Consider the following 17,841-nt stretch of genomic DNA (forward strand, 5'->3'; position numbering starts at 1 on the left):
TTATCCAACGGCTTCCGCCTATTCACCCGTCCGGGCAGGCGCTCGGAGTGAATCGGGGGAGCGGAAGGGGGCGCTTTCGCCAAGCGATCTGTCCCGTCGATCACGGCGTGCCTACCGTCGGGAAACAGGGCACGCGGGTACGGGCGGGGAGGTACGGCATGGCGGGACGGGGCCCGCGCACCGGAAGCGGTCGCGGGGCTGCGGCGGACGGCACGGGAGAACCGGCGTACGGCGCTCGACGGGAGTATCGGGACCGGGGGCACGACGGGGACGGCGGGGGCGGCGGGAACCGCAGGGACAGCAGGGCTGACAGGCGGGGCGAAAGCGCCACCCGGTACACGACGGGCACCGCCGGAAGCTGCTACACCGGCAACCCTGCCGGCACCCGGTACACCACGGGTACCTGTGGCATCGGCAGCGTCGGCGACACCAATGGAACAGTCCCCGACGCCACCCGGACGCCCGGCGACGGTGTCGCCGACGGTGTCGGCCCCGGCCCCTACCCCGCCCTGGTCCAGATCCGCGATCTCGCCGGACGCCCCCGGGGCGTCGGCTTTCTCGCCGATCACCAGGGGACGCTGCTCACCAGCCACGAGACCGTCGACGGTCTGCCCCAGCTCGTCCTCCGCACCGCGGACGACCGCACCTGTGTGGTGGCCGCGGACGCCGTCACCTCCCTGCCCGCCCTCGACCTGGCCCTGATCCGCACCGAAGGCGTGGGCCTGGACCCGCTGCCGCTGACCGTGCGGGAACGTGTCGACGCCGGAACGTACGTACGGCTCCCGGCGGGCTGCTGGCGGGAGGCACGGGTGCTGGCCGCCACCGAGGTGACGTACACCGCCACCGACCGCTTCCACCTCGTCCAGGAGGCACTGGAGCTGGCCATCGGCACCGCCGGCCAGGACGCACTGCGGCTGGGCGGCGGGGCGGCCGGGGGACCGGTGCTCGACGCGGGCACCGGCGCGGTGCTCGGCGTTCTCGGCACAGCCCTGCACTCCGCACAGCGGGACACGGGCTTCGCGGTGCCGCTTCGGCCCGCCGACGGTCCCCTCGCGGAGCTGCTCGCCCGCAACGCGGCCACCGTGCCCGCCTACGGCGCCGACCTCAACCTGGCCGGCATCCTGCAGCTGACCGCCACCTCGGCCGGCCAGGACAGCCCCCCGGGCTTCCTCGCGGGTGCCGTGGGGCCGGTCGAACGAGGCGATGTCGTACGTGAGTTGACGGCCTTCACGGAGGGCGATCGCACGGTGCTCGGGCTCGTCGGCGCCCCGGGCAGCGGCCGTACGACGGAACTCGCCGCCCTTGTCGCGCGGCGGGCCCACGGCGAGCGGGCGGCCCCGACGCTGTGGCTGCGCGGCGCCGACCTGGAGGACGCCGACGACTCCGTGGCCGCCGCGGCCCGCCGCACCCTGGATCGGGCCGCACGGATCGTCGCCGCCGCCCGAGCCGTCCACCCCGCCGACCTGGGTGACCTCGGCCCGGAACGCCTGGCCCGCCTCGCCGCACGGGCCGGCCGCCCGCTGCTGCTCCTCCTCGACGGTCCCGAGGAGATGCCCCCCGTCGTCGCCCACCGGCTGCCCGAGTGGACCAGGGGAACGGCCGCCTGGCTGCGCGAGACCGGGGCACGGCTGGTGGTGGCCTGCCGGGAGGAGTACTGGGAGCGCGCGGGGGCGGAATTCCCCACCGACCTGCTCTACACCCCGCCCTCCCCGGGCCCCGCCACAGCCCCGGCCGCTCCGGCGCCTCCCACCGCTCCCGCAACGCCGGTCACTTCGCCGGCTTCCGCGACTCCCACGCCTCCGCCCGCTTCGGCGACTCCCACGCCTCCGCCCGCTTCGGCGACTCCCACGCCTCCGCCCGCTTCGGCGACTCCCACGCCTCCGCCCGCTTCGGCCGGTGCCACGCCTCGGCCCGCTTCGGCCGGTGCCGCCGCTTTCGGGGCGTCAGCCGCCCAGGCCGGTCCGGCACCCCTCGCTCCTCCGGACGCTTCATGGGTCGCCGCGGCGCCTGCGGGTCCCGTAACTCCGGCCGCCCCCGCCTCCACGCCGAGCCCCGTCTTCGCGCCCACCGCCGCCGTGCCCACCGCCGCCGTGCCCACCGCTGGCACCGGCACCGCCGCTGGTACCGGCACCGGCACCGCTGCCATGTCCGCCGTCGGCACCGCCACCGCCATCACGACCGTGCAGGCCACGCCCCCCACCACCTCCGGGCCCACCGTGCCGGAGGCCACACACATCCCCACCGAACCGGCTCCTCCCCTCCCGCCCCACCTGCACCTCCCCGACCTCACCGAGGACGAGGCGCGTCTCGCCCGGGCCCGCTACTGGATCCCGGACGGGGTCCTCGCCGACCGCGAGGCCCGGCATCCGCTGACCCTCCGTCTGTTGGCCGAGGTCCGCGCCGCCGTGCCGGACATGCCGGTCACGGGGCCGGTCGACCGGCACGAGGTGTTCGCCGCCCATCTGGACCTGGTGTGCCTGCGGATCGCGGCCCGGCTCGCCGCCGGGAGCGGCCTGCGCGGCACGGCCGTACGCCGGCTCGCCGCACGCGTCGCCGGGCAGGTGCACGAGGCCGCCCGGCGCAGCCTCGGGCCCGGCCAGGGCGAGCTGGACCGGGAGTCCTTCGAAGCGGTGTTCCCCTGGGGCCCGGCCCCGGCCCGGCTCGGCGGGGGCAACGGCTGGGCGTCCGCCGTCCTCACCGAGGGCCTCCTCGTCCCGGCCGGCCGCGGCTACCGCTTCGCGCACGAGGAGCTGGCCGACTGGATCCAGGGCCTGCACCTCGACCTCGACGAGGCCCTGCGCGCCCTGGTCCACCGTCCCCGCGCCGACCACGAAACCGCTCCCGTGCCGGTGCCGCACCACCGGATCGGCCCCGTCGTCCAAGCCCTGCTGCTCCTCGCCCGGCAGTACGGCGAACACCAACTCGCGTCCCGACTGCGGGACTTGACGGACGCCCTGGATCGCGACCCCGGCTCCTGGTGGGCCGCCCGGCTGCTCGCCCGCACCCTGCTCCAGGTCCCGGACGCGACCCCGTACACCGAGGTGCTGCGGCTGCTCGCCGACCGCATCGTCGACTGGCGCCGCGCCCAGCGGCCCGTACCGGCCGAGTTCGGTCCCGTCTTCTGGACCGAGCTGCCGGTCTGCGACACCGAGCGACTCGACCTGCTGCGCCGGCTCGTGCTGGCCGACCAGGCGCCCCCGGAGGCCGGCGAGCGTTACCTGGACGCCGTCGCCCGGCTGCTCGCCGCCGCCCCCGCCGTCGTACAGCCGCGGCTGACGCGCTGGTTCGACGACGAACGGCCGCTGCCCGCGACCCCGCACGCCACCGTCGCGACCGCCGCACAGGCACTGCTGCACACCCACCGGCACGGCGCGCTGGACGACCTCACCGAGATCCTGGTGGCCAGCGCGCACCGACGCGCCGACGAACTGCTCACCACCCTCGCCGAGGACGAGCCGTCGGCCGTGTGCCGGGCCGTGGACCGCTGGGCGCACGACGAGCGCCCCGCCCGCCGGGTCGCGGCCGTGGCCTTCGGGCTGCGGGCGGCCCCGCACGTCCGCTCGGCGGCCGACCGCGAGCTGCTGCGCTACGCCGCCCTCGCCCTGCTCGCCCGCCCCGCCGACTGCACCCTGCACGGCGGCGCCCTCGCCCTGCTGGTGGGTGACCCGCAGACCCGCGGCCGCCATCTCGCCGAGGCCCTGCGGCACTTCGCCGACGGCGACCCGCAGTTCCCGCCGGGCGCCCTGGCCCCCGCACTGACCACCCACCCCGAACCCGTCCTGGAGGCCTTCCGCGCCCGGCTGCGCGGCCCCCACGCGCGAGAGGCGCTGGGCACCCTGACCGACGTCACGACCCCGGCACTCGCCCGCCGCGTCGCGGCCCTGATCCGGGAGGCGGTACGACTGCACCCGGCCACCGCCGGACACGTCGCCGCCCATGTCGACCGCCGCCTCGCCCAGGGCCCCACCACCCGCCCGGTCCTGCTGCCGCTGGTCACCGGCCTGCTCGACGACGCCCCCGAACAGCTGCGCGCCGCCCTCGCCTCCGTCCTGGCCGCTCCCGGCACCGCCGACTCCCGCCCCCTGCGCCGCGAGCTGCTGGAGTTCCTGCTCGCCCGGGAACAGGCCGCCTCCGTCCTGGACGCCGTCCTGCACGCGGCGGCCGAGTACGGCTACGGCGGGGGAGATGGCCGTGGAGAAGGCGACGGCGACGCCGATGGCGATCGGGAGGACCGGGAGGACCGGGAGGAGGAGGCCCGGGATGACCGGGAGGAGTGGGAGGAGTGGGAGAACTGGGAGGAGGAGGCCCGCGGGCTCGTCCACCGCACCGGCTTGCTCCTCGTCCGTACCCCCGAGGGTGCCACCCACTTCGACCGCGGCCTGGTCGACCTGGGCCGGCACGTGCCCGGTTTCGCCGCCCGGATGGCCAGCTGGCTGGCCGCCGCCCCGGAGGAGTGGGCCGCGGTGGTGGGCCCCAGCACCCGCCGCATGCTCGAGAACCTGGCGGGCCTGCGCGTACCGGCGTGAGCCGCCCCGGGGGAGCGGTGAACGTGCGCCGGGTCACAGCCCCGGTACCGATGCGGGCCCGGAGCACCCGGCATGGCACCCTTAGACCTGCACAAGAGGTCAGGACAGACACGGACACGGGTTCGAGGAGCGGTCACAGTGCAGCGCTGGCGTGGCTTGGAGGACATCCCCCAGGACTGGGGGCGCAGCGTCGTCACCATCGGTTCCTACGACGGCGTCCACCGCGGCCACCAGCTGATCATCAAGCACGCCGTCGACCGTGCCCGCGAGCTGGGCGTCCCGGCCGTCGTGGTCACCTTCGACCCGCATCCCAGCGAGGTCGTCCGCCCCGGCAGCCACCCGCCGCTGCTCGCCCCGCACCACCGCCGCGCCGAGCTGATGGCGGACCTGGGCGTGGACGCGGTCCTCATCCTCCCCTTCACCACCGAGTTCTCGAAGCTCTCGCCCGCTGAGTTCGTCGTGAAGGTCCTGGTGGACAAGCTGCACGCGAAGGCGGTCGTGGAGGGCCCGAGCTTCCGCTTCGGCCACAAGGCCGCCGGCAACGTGGAGTTCCTCGCCGAGCAGGGCAAGACCTACGACTTCGAGGTCGAGGTCGTCGACCTGTACGTCACCGGCGAGGCGGGCGGCGGACAGCCGTTCTCCTCCACCCTGACCCGTCGCCTGGTCGCCGAGGGCGACGTCGAGGGCGCCCGCGAGATCCTGGGCCGCCCGCACCGCGTGGAGGGCGTGGTCGTGCGCGGCGCCCAGCGCGGCCGTGAACTGGGCTTTCCGACGGCCAACGTCGAGACGCTCCCGCACACCGCCATCCCGGCGGACGGCGTGTACGCCGGCTATCTGCACGTCCAGGGCGAGGCCATGCCGGCCGCGATCTCCGTGGGCACGAATCCGCAGTTCGACGGCACCGAGCGCACGGTGGAGGCGTACGCCATCGACCGCGTCGGCCTCGACCTGTACGGGCTGCACGTCGCCGTCGACTTCCTCGTCTATGTGCGCGGCCAGGCGAAGTTCGACTCGCTGGAGGCCCTGCTGGAGCAGATGGCCGCGGATGTGAAGCGGTGCCGGGAGATCGTGGCGGCGGAGGGGTAGGCCTTCGGCGGTGCTGAGAAGCGACAGGGCGGCCGGTGCGATGAGCACCGGCCGCCCTTTGCTTACCTACTGCTGCGGGTAGCCGGGCTGCGGCGGCTGCTGCCCCTGCGGCGGCTGGGGGTAGCCGTACGGCTGACCCTGGTGCTGCGGCGGCTGGCCCTGCTGCGGCGGGTACGGCTGCTGGCCCGGGGCCGCCTGCGGGTAGGGCTGCTGGCCCGGTGCCTGCGGGTACGGCGGCTGCCCCTGCTGGGGCGGATAGGGCTGCGGCGGCCCGGTGTACAGTTCCTGGCCCGGTGCCTGCGGGTAGGGCTGGCCCGGCATGGACTGGCCCGGCATGGGCGGGGCGGCCACCGGGGGTGGGTTGCCGTCGCTGGTCCACAGCCCGTGCGACTGCTGGTGCCGTACGAAGTCCTCGGCGATCAGCGCGGCGAGGTTGAAGTACGCCTCGCGCGTCCGCGGCCGCATCATGTCGAGGTCGACCTCGGCACCGGCGGCCAGATGCTCGTCGAAGGGCACGACCACGACCCCGCGGGTCCGCGTCTCGAAGTGCGACACGATGTCCTCGACCTTGATCATCTTGCCGGTCTCGCGGACCCCGGAGATCACGGTGAGGGACCGCGAGACCAGGTCCGCGTACCCGTGCGCGGACAGCCAGTCCAGCGTCGTACTGGCGCTGCTCGCACCGTCCACGGACGGCGTGGAGATGATGATGAGCTGGTCGGCGAGGTCGAGCACCCCGCGCATGGCGCTGTACAGCAGACCGGTACCCGAGTCGGTCAGGATGACCGGGTACTGCCGGCCGAGCACGTCGATCGCGCGCCGGTAGTCCTCGTCGTTGAACGCCGTCGAGACGGCCGGGTCCACGTCGTTGGCGATGATCTCCAGCCCGGAGGGCGCCTGCGAGGTGAACCGCCGGATGTCCATGTACGAGTTCAGATACGGGATCGCCTGGACGAGGTCACGGATGGTCGCCCCGGTCTCCCGGCGCACACGCCGCCCGAGCGTACCGGCGTCCGGGTTGGCGTCGATGGCGAGGATCTTGTCCTGCCGCTCGGTGGCGAGGGTCGAGCCGAGGGCCGTGGTGGTCGTGGTCTTTCCGACACCACCCTTGAGGCTGATGACCGCGATGCGGTAGCAGGAGAGCACCGGCGTGCGGATCAGCTCCAGCTTGCGCTGCCGCTCGGCCTCCTCCTTCTTGCCGCCGATCTTGAACCGGCCGCCTGCCGCAGCGGGCCGCCCGCTCTTCGCCTTCTGCCTCTTGTTGTTGAGCAGTCGGTCCGAGGACAGCTCCACGGCGGCGGTGTAACCGAGCGGAGCCGCACCCGGGTTGGTCGGCTGCCGCTGGTCGTGCTGAACCGGCTGCGGCCACGCGGCACCGGACCGCGGATCGACCGGCGCCTGCGGGTTCTGCGGCCCCTGGGGCCCGTGCGGGTTCTCCGGGGGCGGGGGGAATCCGTGACCACCCGGCTGCGGCTGGGGTTGCGCCTGCGGCTGGGCGTTGGGTGTGCCAGGCTGCGGAAAGCCGTAACCGCTCGGCGGGACGGGCGCGTTCGGGTTCACCTGCGGCGCCGGCGGCTGCGGGAACCCATAACCACCCGGCTGCGGCTGGGGTTGCGCCTGTGGCTGGGCGTTGGGGGCGCCGGGCTGCGGGAAGCCGTAGCCGCTCGGCGCGGGGGGTCCCGCCGGGGCCGGCTGCGGTCCCGGTCCCGCCGTCGGCTGCCCCGGCTGCGGCACCGCCGCAGGCGCGCCGACCTGGTCGCCTCGACCCGGCTGACCTGGCTGGCCCTGACCCGGCTGACCCGGCTGACCCGGTTGGTTCCAGGCGGCGGGGGCGGGCTGCGGGGCCTGGGGCTGGAACGGCGGCTGCTGTCCGGGCACACCGCCGGGCCCCTGCGCGGGCGCCGGCTGCGGCTGCCCCGGCATCGGACCGGGCTGCTGCGGCGCGGGCTGCTGCACGGGCCACTGGGCCGCCGGAACGGGCGCCGCGGGCTGGTAGGAGGGCGGCAGCGGGGGTACCCCGTTCTGCGGCGCGGGCGGAGGCGTCCAGGCGGGCGGGGCGTCTTGCGGCGCGGGCGGTACGGCGGCCTGGGGCGCGCCGGGCTGCAGGGTGCCGTGGGGCTGGCTGCCCTGCGGCTGGGCGCCGCTCTCCGGCGTGCCCGGCTGGGACGTGTCGTCCTGGACGCTGCCGTCCTGGACGGTGGCGTCCGCCGGTATGACGTCCGTGGGTTCCGCGGTGTCGGCGGACTCGGCCTCATCGAACGTGGTGTCGTCGGCCTGAATGCCATCGGCCTTGGTGTCGGGGGCGGAACCTGCCCGAGCACCGGCAGCGTCGCCGGCCGCGGCACCGGTGTCGCCCTCGGCCTGGACCTTGCTCTCGGCCCCGCCGTCGCCCCGCTCCTCAGCCCCATCGGCGTCGGAGGTCGCAGGCTGCACGGCGTCCCCGGATCCGTCGGAGACAGCGGCATCGGCCCCGGAGCGGTCCTCCCCGGCGACCCTGTCTCCGGACTCCGCGCCCGCAGGCTCCGCGGAGCCCTGCTGTGCTGCCGCGGCATCCGGCGCGGACTCCTCGGACACAACGCCCTCGGCACCGGCGGACGGCGTGGCCGCCCCGTCGCCCTCAGCCGTACCCGCAACCTCGGCGGAGCCCTCGTCGCCGGACCCGGCCTCCTTGGCGGCTGCCGCCGCACGCTCGGCGATCTCGGCCACCTCGCGCTTCAGGGCCACGGCGGAGAACCGCATGGTGGCCCCGCTCTCCAGGTCCCCGTTGCCCGTCTCCGGCTCGACCGCCCCGGCCGACGCCACGGCCTCCGGCTGCACCTGCTGGACGGGCTGCGCCTGCTGGACCGGCTGCGCCTGCTGGACGGGCTGCGCCTGCTGCAGCTCGAACTCGTCCGGCAGCTTCTGCATCGGCACGGGATTCCCGACGGGCGGCATGGGTGCGGCGTGCGGAGGCGGAGGCGGCACCGGGGTTGACGAAGGCGCATCGGACGGACCCGACGCGTTCTGCGTGTACCAGGCGGGCGGGGCGTAGTCGATGGTGAACTCGCCCGTCATCTCGATGGCGGACTCCGCGTCGGTCTGGTCGTCGTCGGGTGTGTCCCAGCCCCCGCGGATCCCGTCCCGATCGCTGTTCACAGTTCCTCCTGGTGTGGTCGAGCACCCTCATGCCGTGCCGGGGCGACCAAGTCGTGTCGTTCCGAGTCGTCCGTAGTCGTTCGGGGCAGTCCGATCCGGCGGTCCTCCCCCTGGGACACCGACGCCCGGTCCACGGGTCGTGTCATCGCGCCCGCTCCCAGCCTAATCACCACGAGCAGTACCTCGGCAGGGCCGCCCACCTCTGAGCAGGTGCCCGCCGGGTCACGGACCGCCCCGAACTGCCTCAGCGACCTCGTGGCTTGTCGGGGGAATAGGTGAGTAAACGGAAGATTTGTGGCGAACAGGGAACGCGGAGAGGTGAACAAAACGGACCGCAGGGGCTGTTCAGTCCATCCGGCGCGGGGTGCCCAGCAATCCGACCTCGGCATCGGTCGGTTGGGTCAGCACGTACTGTCGGTCACGATCCGTGCACCACAGGGTGACACCGTCGGGCAGCGCCGGAAGTGACTCCACCTCGGTGCGGGTCAGCCCCATGGTGCGCCCCAACTCGGCGGCCTCGTCCGGTGAGACCCGCTGGATACCGGCAAGCCGCGCCTGTCGCAGCAGCCGGGGCGCGACCGGGCTGAGATACGGCAGCAGGGTCAGCACCGACTGCCAGGGCCCGGACACCACGCGTCCGCGCGGCGGCCGCATACCGCAGTCCCGTACCACCAGCACGGGCGTACCGGCCGAGGCACCCTGCGGCGGCACGCGACCGACGTCGTACACGGCCAGCCCGTTCTGCCCGCCGCCCATGGCGTGCACCATCTGCATCCAGGCCTGTGGCCGACCGGTCTCCACCGCGACCCGGGCACCCGTGGCCGCCGAGCGCAGCGCCAGCACCTGCGCGGTCCACAGGCCGCCGATCAGCACGACGTCGTAGGGCGTCGGTCGGTTGATGCCCAGCACGGCCGGCTGTCCCTCGGCGTCGACGCCGGCCACCACGCCGTCGTCTCCAATGGGCAGAGCGAGCGCGTCCAAGTGCTGCACGGGTAGTCCGTGCCGGCCGTGCCGGGGCCCGAGCAGGCCCAGTCCGTGCCGCAGCAACTCGCCCATCCGGCGCGGACCGGACACCCCCGGCGCATCCGTGCCCGGCATCGCGGACGTCGTCGGACTCGTCGTCATCGCGCACCTCCGAGGGGCAGCGTGGCCAGCATGCCGGGCAGTTGCTCACGGTCGAGGCGGGACAGACCGGCCCCAGCCTGGCGGGCGGCACCCTCCAGCGCGCGCCGCGCCGCCACGAGTTCGTCGTCACTGCGCCCCGTCACCCGCAGATGCGCGGACAGGGACACCTCCTGCCGCTCGCCGTGCGCGAGGGTGAGGCTGAACGTGGTCGCCAGGGCTGGTATCGCCGTGACCCGGGCGACGAACTGCGGCAGCGACTCGCTCCGGCCACCGGTCAGTTGGGGCCAGCGCCTGACCCAGTACGTCGTGTGCCGCCGGTTGTCGCAGCGCCAGCTGCGCCCGGACTCCTCCGTGCGCCGCTCCCTGGTTTCGCTACGTCCGGCCTCGGCGGTGACCAGCGGGTTGGCGCAGGCTGAGGTGGCGAGCGCGGCGATCAGCTCCTCTTCGTCGAGGACCCGCGCGCGGAACCCGGCGCCGGTCAGCCGGCTCGCCAGGTGGTCCGCGGTCCGGGCGACACACTTCTGCGCACCGAGGAGCCCACCGCCGCGCGCGGCCACGGCCTCCGCGCACAGCTCGGGGTCGAGCTTCAGCGCGATCCAGGTGATGCGAACGGCCGGGGCTCCCGTCTGCTCCTGCAGCGGAACGTAGTTGGCGACGGCGACGGACTGCTGGGGCAGGTGCAGCGCGGGGGCCGGCTGGGTGTGCAGCACGATCTGGGCGGACTCCAGCCGGATCCCGTCCACCTCCAGAGCGTCCCGCACCAGTGCGACCGGCAGCGGCTGCCGGCTCCGCTCGGCCCGCAGCGCGGTGGCGTCGGCCTCGACCTGGAGCACTGCCGTGACGAAGGTGCCGTCCCCGACGATACCGACCGGCCGCCGGTCCCGCGGGCCGTAGGAGTATGTCCGCAGGGCGGGGTCACACTCCACGGCGGGGACCAGCCCGGGCTCCGTGCCAGGCGGTATCGGGGTGGTCGCCGCGCGCTTCTGGCGAGCCCGCAACGCGCGCGCGGTGGCCAGCCACTCGGGCAAAGACCGGCCCCGCCGCCGTACGAAGGCGAGTAGGACCAGTACCACGGCCACGACCGCGGCCGGTACCAGGGCCACCATGCCGATGGCGAGGCCGACGACCAGCACGGCGGCAGCCAGCTCCACCAGCACGAGCCGTTGCAAACGGAACGAACCGGGCTGGCCCGGCCGCGGCCTGAGGCCGAGCGTGACCGGCTGCGACGCAGCGCCGCGCTGACCGGACGACCCGCGCGCCGGCGCCGCGGACCCGGCTGCGCGGCCTCGTGCCGCCGATCGGCCGCGCGCTCGCGTCCGCGTTCCGGAAGCCATCACGACATCCCCCCGATTTGCTCATAACTCGCTGGAACCAGGCCACTGAACAAGGCCCTTGAGGGCCCAGGTACCCTACCCGCTCCACGAGACCGGCTCCGTAACAGGCATAGTAGGGGCCGGGTCCGACAACGGACGGCGGGGGAGCGTTGTCCCGGGCGCGCTCCGCCTGAGACACGGGGAGAAACAGGCACAGATGGCATCTCGGCGGGACCAACTCAACGCCTACACCTTCGCGAAGCGCCGCATGCTCGCGTCGTTCGTGCAGTCGTCACCCGATGCCTCCGACGAGGGGGCGCCCCGGCCGCTGCGCGCCATTCTGCCCGGCGCCGTCGTCGGTGTCGTCGTCCTCGCCGCCTTCGGCGCCTGGGGCATGTTCAAGCCGACGGCTCCGCAGGGCTGGGATACACCCGGGCAAAAGGTGATCATCGCCAGCAAGTCCACCACTCGGTACGTCGTACTGAAGACGAAGGGCAGGGTCCAGCTCCACCCGGTCCTCAACATGGCGTCCGCCAAGCTCGTCCTCAGCAGCCAGAGCGACGTCGACGTCGTCACCGTGGACGAGTCGATCCTCGACAACGGCAAGATCCCGCACGGCGTCACCATTGGCATCCCCTACGCCCCGGACCGGCTGCCCTCCACCCAGGAGGCGGGCGAGGACAAGACATGGGCCGTGTGCGAGCGGCCGAGCGGCAGCGGCAGCTCCGTCCAGAAAGCCGCGTTCGTCCTGGCCAAGCGCGACCAGGACAAGACCGAGGGTGCCGGGCAGAAGCTGCACGGCGGCGAACTCCTCTACGTCGCCACCCGCAGCGGCAAGCAGTACGTGGTCGACGCGCGGGGTACGGCGTATCCGGTGGACGCCTCCAACAACCTCCTGCTGCAGACCCTCGTCGGCGCGGACCGCAAGCCCCAGCAGGTGACCAGATCGTGGATCGACACCCTGCACCAGGGCGACCCGATCACGTTCCCGTCGATCGAGGGCGTCCCGGGCGCCCAGGCGAACGCCCCCGGGCAGTTGGGCGACGCAAACCGCGTCGGCATGGTCCTCAGGGCACTGGTCAACCGCCAGGAGCAGTACTTCGTGGTCCTGCCCGGCCGGGTCGCCCCCGTCTCCCGCTTCGTCGCCCAGTTGCTCCTGGTCAAGAAGGACCTCGTGAAGCTCGGGCAGGCCGGGCACCCCAAGGAGGTCAGCGCGGGCGCCATCAGCCGAGGCAAGCCGTTCGCCTCCCAGTACAACTGGCCGACCGAGGAACCCACCGCGGTCAACGACGCCTCCACGGCCGACGGCAGCCGCAACACGGTGTGCAACGTCCTCAACCACGTCGACCCCGACCACGGCGGCACCACCCTGACCACCTGGGCGGGCGAGGACTTCCCGGCGGTCCTGCCCACCGGTTCCTCCAGCGCGTACGTCACCGCCGGCTCCGGCCAGCTCTACCGCCAGTTCCAGGGCACCGCGACCAAGGACGGCCCGGTCTTCCTGGTCACCGACACCGGCCTGCGCTACGCCCTGCAGTCCAACGACGACAGCGCCACCGACGACAAGGGCATCGGCATCACCGCCACGCAGCGCAAGCAACTTCAGACCGAGGCCAAGCTGGCGCAGACCCACCTCGGCTACGCCGACGTGAATCCGTCCCCCATCCCCGCCGCCTGGTCGGAGTTCCTGCCGACGGGCCCGCGCCTGTCGACGGCGGCCGCGCGCCAGCCGCAGGGTTCGTGAGGGGTACGCCGATGCGGTCCACACTGCGCACCCGTACGACCCTGGCGGCGGCACTGGCCATCACCGCCTCGCTGCTGGCGGCCCCGGTGGCCGCCGCGGACTCCGCGTCCGACCAGTGCACGTTCTCCAAGAAGAACCACAAGTACGCCGGCACACCGTGGGCCCTGCAGCGCGTCAACCTCGACGAACTGTGGAGCCAGTCCAAGGGCAAGGACGTGCGGGTGGCCGTGATCGACACGGGCGTCGACACGACCAACCCCCAGCTGACCCATGCTGTCGACGCGTCCGCGGGCGCGAACTACCTGCCCACCAAGGACAACAAGGGTCAGAAGATCGACGTGGGCAAGCAGGACGGCACGACCGACACGGTCGGCCACGGCACGCGCGTGGCGGGCATCATCGCTGCCCGCCCCATGAAGGGCACCGGTTTCGTCGGTCTGGCCCCCGAGGCCACGATCGTCCCGATCAAGCAGAACGACGCCGAGGGCCATGGCACGGCCGCCAGCCTCGCCAAGGCGATCAGGCACGCGATCGCGGTCAAGGCCCAGGTCATCAACATCTCCCAGGACACGGCGAACGCCCTGCCGCCGGGCGACGACCTGCACAACGCGATCAACGAGGCCCTGAACCACAAGATCGTCGTGGTCGCCTCGGCGGGCAACGACGGCCTCGACGGCAACGTCAAGCCGACGTACCCCGCCTCCTACGAAGGAGTCCTCGCCGTCGCCGCCTCCGACCGCAACAACGAACGCGCGGCCTTCTCCCAGTCCGGCAGCTGGGTCGGTGTCGCCGCCCCAGGTGTCGACATGATCTCGACGGTACCCAAGGGCGGCCACTGCTCCGACAACGGCACGAGCTTCTCCGCACCGTACGTCGCAGGCGTGGCCGCCCTCATCAAGGCCAAGCACCCCGACTGGACGGCCCAGGAGGTCGTGGCCCAGATCGAGCAGACGGCAGAACGCTCCATCGACGGCCACGACCGCCTGGTCGGCTGGGGTGTGGTGGACCCGGTCAGGGCCCTCACAGAGGACGACCACCCGATCGAGACGCCCGTGCCGCATGAGGGCCTCAGCCGGGCCGAGGCTCCGACCCCGGCCCAGCTGGAACTCGGTGAGACGGCTGACGAACGCAACGCCCGCCTGGCGACCTATGTCTCCGTGGGCGCGGTCGTACTGGTGGCCGCCCTAGGTGGGGCAGCGGTGGCGATCCGCGATGCGCGCAGGAAGGCGATGGCCGGCGCGGGCAAGACCGCAGCCGTGAATGATGCGTGAAGGGCCCAATGGCAGTAGCAGAGTTGTCACACAAGCCAGTTGGGGGTGTCAGTCCCATTGACTAGAGTGACTGCATTGCGAGAACGAATGTCCGGGGAGTGCGCTTGCCTCGGGCAGGGGAGAGAAACGGGGGAGACGCAAGGTGTTGCCTGACGGAGGCGGGAGCGACCTGAGGCGCGGTCTGGATGCACTGAAGACCTTCAAATCACGGGTGGACCACCTTCTCGACACGTTCGAGCGTTCGCCGGGCAGTCCGAAGAAGGTGGCGATGCACAAGCTCACCCCTGCCTCGCTCTGCGGCAAGGGCGAGTTCGCCGAGGCCACAGACCTCCACAGCCAGTACCACACCGTGCACGAGCGCATCAGGTCACTCTCCCAGACCCTGCTGCTGCAGATCGAGGCGATGCAGATCGCCGTGCACGGCGCGGACATCGGGTACGACAAGCTGGAGGACGACCTCCGGCGTCGCTTCCACGAGATCCGGACCGAGATCAACGAGCAGATCGACGAGCAGGCCGAGGCGCAGAAGAGCGACCAGCAGAAGCGCAACGATCACCAACAGGCCAAGACGGGGTACTGATGGGAAGCCACCAAAGCCAGCCGGATCGCTACCAGTTGGAACGGGAGCTGGCCAAGGCCGCGATCCACGACGCGGACGCGGGGGGCATCCACCAAGGGCGTACCAGTTTCGAGAAGCACCAGCTGAACGAAATGAAGGACATGGTGGACCTCGCGCATCCAGAGCATCTGGAGGACGTGGGCAAGGCCCTCTGGGACGCCCGGGACGCGATCCTTGCCGCCGCCGACGAACTGTTCGCACACATAGGCCGGATCGACTGGCACGGTGAGGCAGCTACCGCGTTCCACACGTGGGCCTCCGGCTTCGTCTCCAGCGTTTACACCTTCGCGGACCACGTGGAGAACGTGGGTTCGCAGATCACCGCGATCGGCACCGGACTCACCTCCGTACGCAATTCCATGCCGCCCCGCGACACCCGGTTGTTCCCCAAGAGCCTCGACGACTTCCCCGTGGTTACCCAGGTCGCCGGCAACAAGGACTACCAGGAGGCCCTGCAGGTCGAGAAGCACCGCCAGGAAGCGATCAACCAGATGAACCGGTTGGCGTCTTACTACGCGGTGAGCACAAAGTCGTTGCAGGCCGGGGCCGATCAGGAGCCTGGGTTTGGGAAGATGCCGGAGATGGGGGTGCCGCGGGCGCGCACGGAGTGGCGGGACGGAGGTGGGGATCAGACGTCCCCCCCTGGAGCGCCCGGGGCCGGAAGCGGCGAACCAGTGCGGCATCATTCCCTCACAGCTCCGGCCGGCCCCGATACGGGACAGACTCCCGAACCGGTGAAGAAGCTCCATGACGTTGTCACAGCGCCGGATCGGCATGTGCACACGGATTCGCCCCAGCACGTGGGGACCGATATCGACAGCGTAAAGACTCTCCCGCCGGACACAGGGAAGCCGACAGCACCTGTCACTCCGCCGACAGCCCCTGGCCCCGGTGGAGGCGGCGGACCCATTCCACCAGTCCCCGTCGGCCCCGTGCGGCTGCCCGTCGGGCCCGGCGGAACGGGCGGTCCACGCGGCCCGATGCCGAACACGCCGCGTCTGGCTCCTCCTGCCGGCGGATCGTTCCGAGTGGGAGGCGGCACAGGGCGTGGCCCTGCCCGCCCCGTGGGACGGACTGCCTTGCCTGGCGAGATGGAACCGCGCGGGCCTGTGTCGCCGGTTGGCAAGGCCCCGGTGGGTAGAGAGCCCGTGGGCAGGGCGCCCTTGGGTGAGGCACCCGTCGGTAGAGCTCCGGTCGGCAAGGCCCCGGTGGGTAGAGAGCCCGTGGGCAGGGCGCCCTTGGGTGAGGCACCCGTCGGCAGAGCTCCGGTCGGCAAGGCCCCGGTCGCCCGCAATGTCATCGGTGGAACGTCCAGGCCGGTAGGCGTGCCTTCGGAGCACATGGGTGGTACGGGCGGCCCGACCGGCGCAGCACGTACCAGCGGTGTCGTCGGCGGGAAACCGGTCGCACCGCCCGCGCAGTCCGTGAACGGCTCGAACGTGCCGCGCGGCACGGTCATCGGGGGTGAGCCTGCGTCGCGGACCCCGCGAACCGGTGAGCGACCTGGGCAGCGCGGGGTGATCGGGGTGCCCGAGCAGGCAGGCGGCGCCGGACAGGCGCCGCGCAGGGATGTGATGCCTACCGCCCGTGCGGTCGGGACGTCCGTGGGCAAGGCGCCGGCGGCCAGCAAGGACGGTCGCGCCTCCGGGGCACGACGGGGCAGCGCGCGGGACGACGAGAAGACGAAGTCGCGCCGACAGCAGTCGCCGGAGACCGAGTAGGCAGATGAAGCGAGGACGTACGAGAGGCATGTTGTCAGCGAGCAGGAGACGAGTGACCGCCGGATGCGCAGCACTCGGCGCACTGATGGCTGTGTCGGTGAGCCTTGCCCCCGGCGCGGCAGCCGACGACGTCCAGTCGCAGCAGTGGTACCTGTCGGCCATGAAGGCCGACGAGATGTGGAAGGTGAGCACTGGCACGGGCGTCAAGGTGGCCGTTATCGACTCGGGCGTCAATGCCTCCACTCCGTCCCTCAGAGGGCAGGTTCTGGGGGACGAAGTACCGAAATCAGTCGCCTACGGAGCCACGAAGGATTCCGACGGCCACGGCACCACGATGGCTGAAATCATCGCCGGTACGGGTGCCGGAGGGGGGCTGAAAGGTCTTGCCCCCGGCGCCAAAATCGTGCCTTATCGCATCGCCGGTGGTCAGGTGTCGCTGCCTGAGGAGAACAAAGCGCCTCGACTCAGTGCGGTGATCAAGGCCATCGCCGACAGCGACGCGAAAATCATCAACATGTCGTTCGGGAGCGACATCAGCTACGACGACGAGGCGGCGGCGATCAAGTACGCCGCTTCCAGAGGTAAGTTGATGTTCGCTGCGGAAGGTAACGACGCAAAGACGAAGAACAACGCCGGTTACCCAGTTTCATATCCCTATGTCGTAGGCGTCTCCGCCTCGGACAAGACGGGTACGGTGGGGAAGTTCTCGACCCACGGGCGCAACGTCGATCTCGCGGCTCCCGGTGTCGATGTGCCCGCGTGGTGTGACTCGACCTTCCGTTCATACTGCGCTCACGCGAATGGAACCAGTACCGCCACCGCCGTAGCCTCCGCCTCCGCCGCCCTCGTCTGGTCCGCTCACCCCAACTGGACCGCCGACCAGGTGCTCCGTTCGCTCATCGACACGGCCGGCCGGGACTGGCCCAAGGACACGCCCAGCAACTATCTCGGTTACGGCCTGATCCGCCCCCGTATGGTGCTGGAGGACCCCCATTACAACCCGGGCCCGGCGAACGTCGACCCGCTGGCCAAGGAGAACTCCTCCGGCAGCGCAGGGGCTTCACCCTCTGGCTCCGCATCCTCGTCGTCGCCCGCCAAGCCATCCTGGGGCGACGGGTCTTCGGCGACCGGAGCAGCCTCGAAATCCTCCCATGGTTCCCTGCCCTGGGTAGCCATAGGCGTGGTCACCGCGCTCCTGGTGATCGGTGGCGCAGCCTTCGCCGTCATCCGGTCACGACGACGCGCCTGACGACTCACAGGAAGGGCGTCACCACCCGGTGACGCTCAGAAAAGAAGAAGTA

The 17,841-nt window shown here is 72.3% G+C and carries 10 protein-coding genes; 7 read left to right on the plus strand and 3 right to left on the minus strand.

The window, feature by feature from the left end:
- Positions 1 to 158 precede the first annotated feature (158 nt).
- Entirely contained in the window at positions 159 to 4,526 is a 4,368-nt protein-coding gene (locus ABZ624_RS29525) for a hypothetical protein (protein ID WP_360095445.1), read from the plus strand.
- A 138-nt stretch (positions 4,527 to 4,664) separates the two neighbouring features.
- Complete coding sequence (locus ABZ624_RS29530; RefSeq protein WP_360095448.1) at positions 4,665 to 5,612, plus strand: bifunctional riboflavin kinase/FAD synthetase; 948 nt, start codon at positions 4,665 to 4,667, stop codon at positions 5,610 to 5,612.
- A 66-nt stretch (positions 5,613 to 5,678) separates the two neighbouring features.
- Here the strand turns inward: ABZ624_RS29530 and ABZ624_RS29535 are convergent, their stop codons facing one another.
- The 3 genes from ABZ624_RS29535 to eccE all read right to left on the minus strand — a co-directional run bounded on the left by ABZ624_RS29535 (position 5,679) and on the right by eccE (position 11,206).
- Positions 5,679 to 8,747 (minus strand): SCO5717 family growth-regulating ATPase, encoded by a 3,069-nt coding sequence (locus tag ABZ624_RS29535; protein ID WP_360095451.1) that lies wholly within the window; start codon positions 8,745 to 8,747, stop codon positions 5,679 to 5,681.
- Between the two features lie 345 nt (positions 8,748 to 9,092).
- Positions 9,093 to 9,845 (minus strand): hypothetical protein, encoded by a 753-nt coding sequence (locus ABZ624_RS29540; protein WP_360095534.1) that lies wholly within the window; start codon positions 9,843 to 9,845, stop codon positions 9,093 to 9,095.
- Positions 9,846 to 9,868: 23 nt separating this feature from the next.
- The gene (gene eccE, locus ABZ624_RS29545) at positions 9,869 to 11,206 is read right to left on the minus strand and encodes a type VII secretion protein EccE (protein WP_360095454.1); all 1,338 of its coding nucleotides are present in this window, start codon (positions 11,204 to 11,206) and stop codon (positions 9,869 to 9,871) included.
- 196 nt (positions 11,207 to 11,402) lie between these two features.
- Between eccE and eccB the strand changes: the two genes are divergently transcribed.
- The 5 genes from eccB to ABZ624_RS29570 all read left to right on the plus strand — a co-directional run bounded on the left by eccB (position 11,403) and on the right by ABZ624_RS29570 (position 17,789).
- Positions 11,403 to 12,929, plus strand: coding sequence for a type VII secretion protein EccB (gene eccB / locus ABZ624_RS29550; RefSeq protein ID WP_360095457.1), 1,527 nt, complete (start codon positions 11,403 to 11,405; stop codon positions 12,927 to 12,929).
- A gap of 11 nt (positions 12,930 to 12,940) precedes the next feature.
- Positions 12,941 to 14,200, plus strand: coding sequence for a type VII secretion-associated serine protease mycosin (gene mycP / locus ABZ624_RS29555; protein WP_360095460.1), 1,260 nt, complete (start codon positions 12,941 to 12,943; stop codon positions 14,198 to 14,200).
- Between the two features lie 211 nt (positions 14,201 to 14,411).
- The gene (locus tag ABZ624_RS29560) at positions 14,412 to 14,780 is read left to right on the plus strand and encodes a hypothetical protein (protein ID WP_360095463.1); all 369 of its coding nucleotides are present in this window, start codon (positions 14,412 to 14,414) and stop codon (positions 14,778 to 14,780) included.
- 1,565 nt (positions 14,781 to 16,345) lie between these two features.
- Entirely contained in the window at positions 16,346 to 16,540 is a 195-nt protein-coding gene (locus ABZ624_RS29565; protein ID WP_360095466.1) for a hypothetical protein, read from the plus strand.
- Positions 16,541 to 16,625: 85 nt separating this feature from the next.
- Positions 16,626 to 17,789 (plus strand): S8 family serine peptidase, encoded by a 1,164-nt coding sequence (locus ABZ624_RS29570; protein ID WP_360095537.1) that lies wholly within the window; start codon positions 16,626 to 16,628, stop codon positions 17,787 to 17,789.
- Positions 17,790 to 17,841: the final 52 nt, after the last annotated feature.

The organism is Streptomyces sp. NPDC007205 (assembly GCF_040634095.1).
GTDB lineage: Bacteria > Actinomycetota > Actinomycetes > Streptomycetales > Streptomycetaceae > Streptomyces.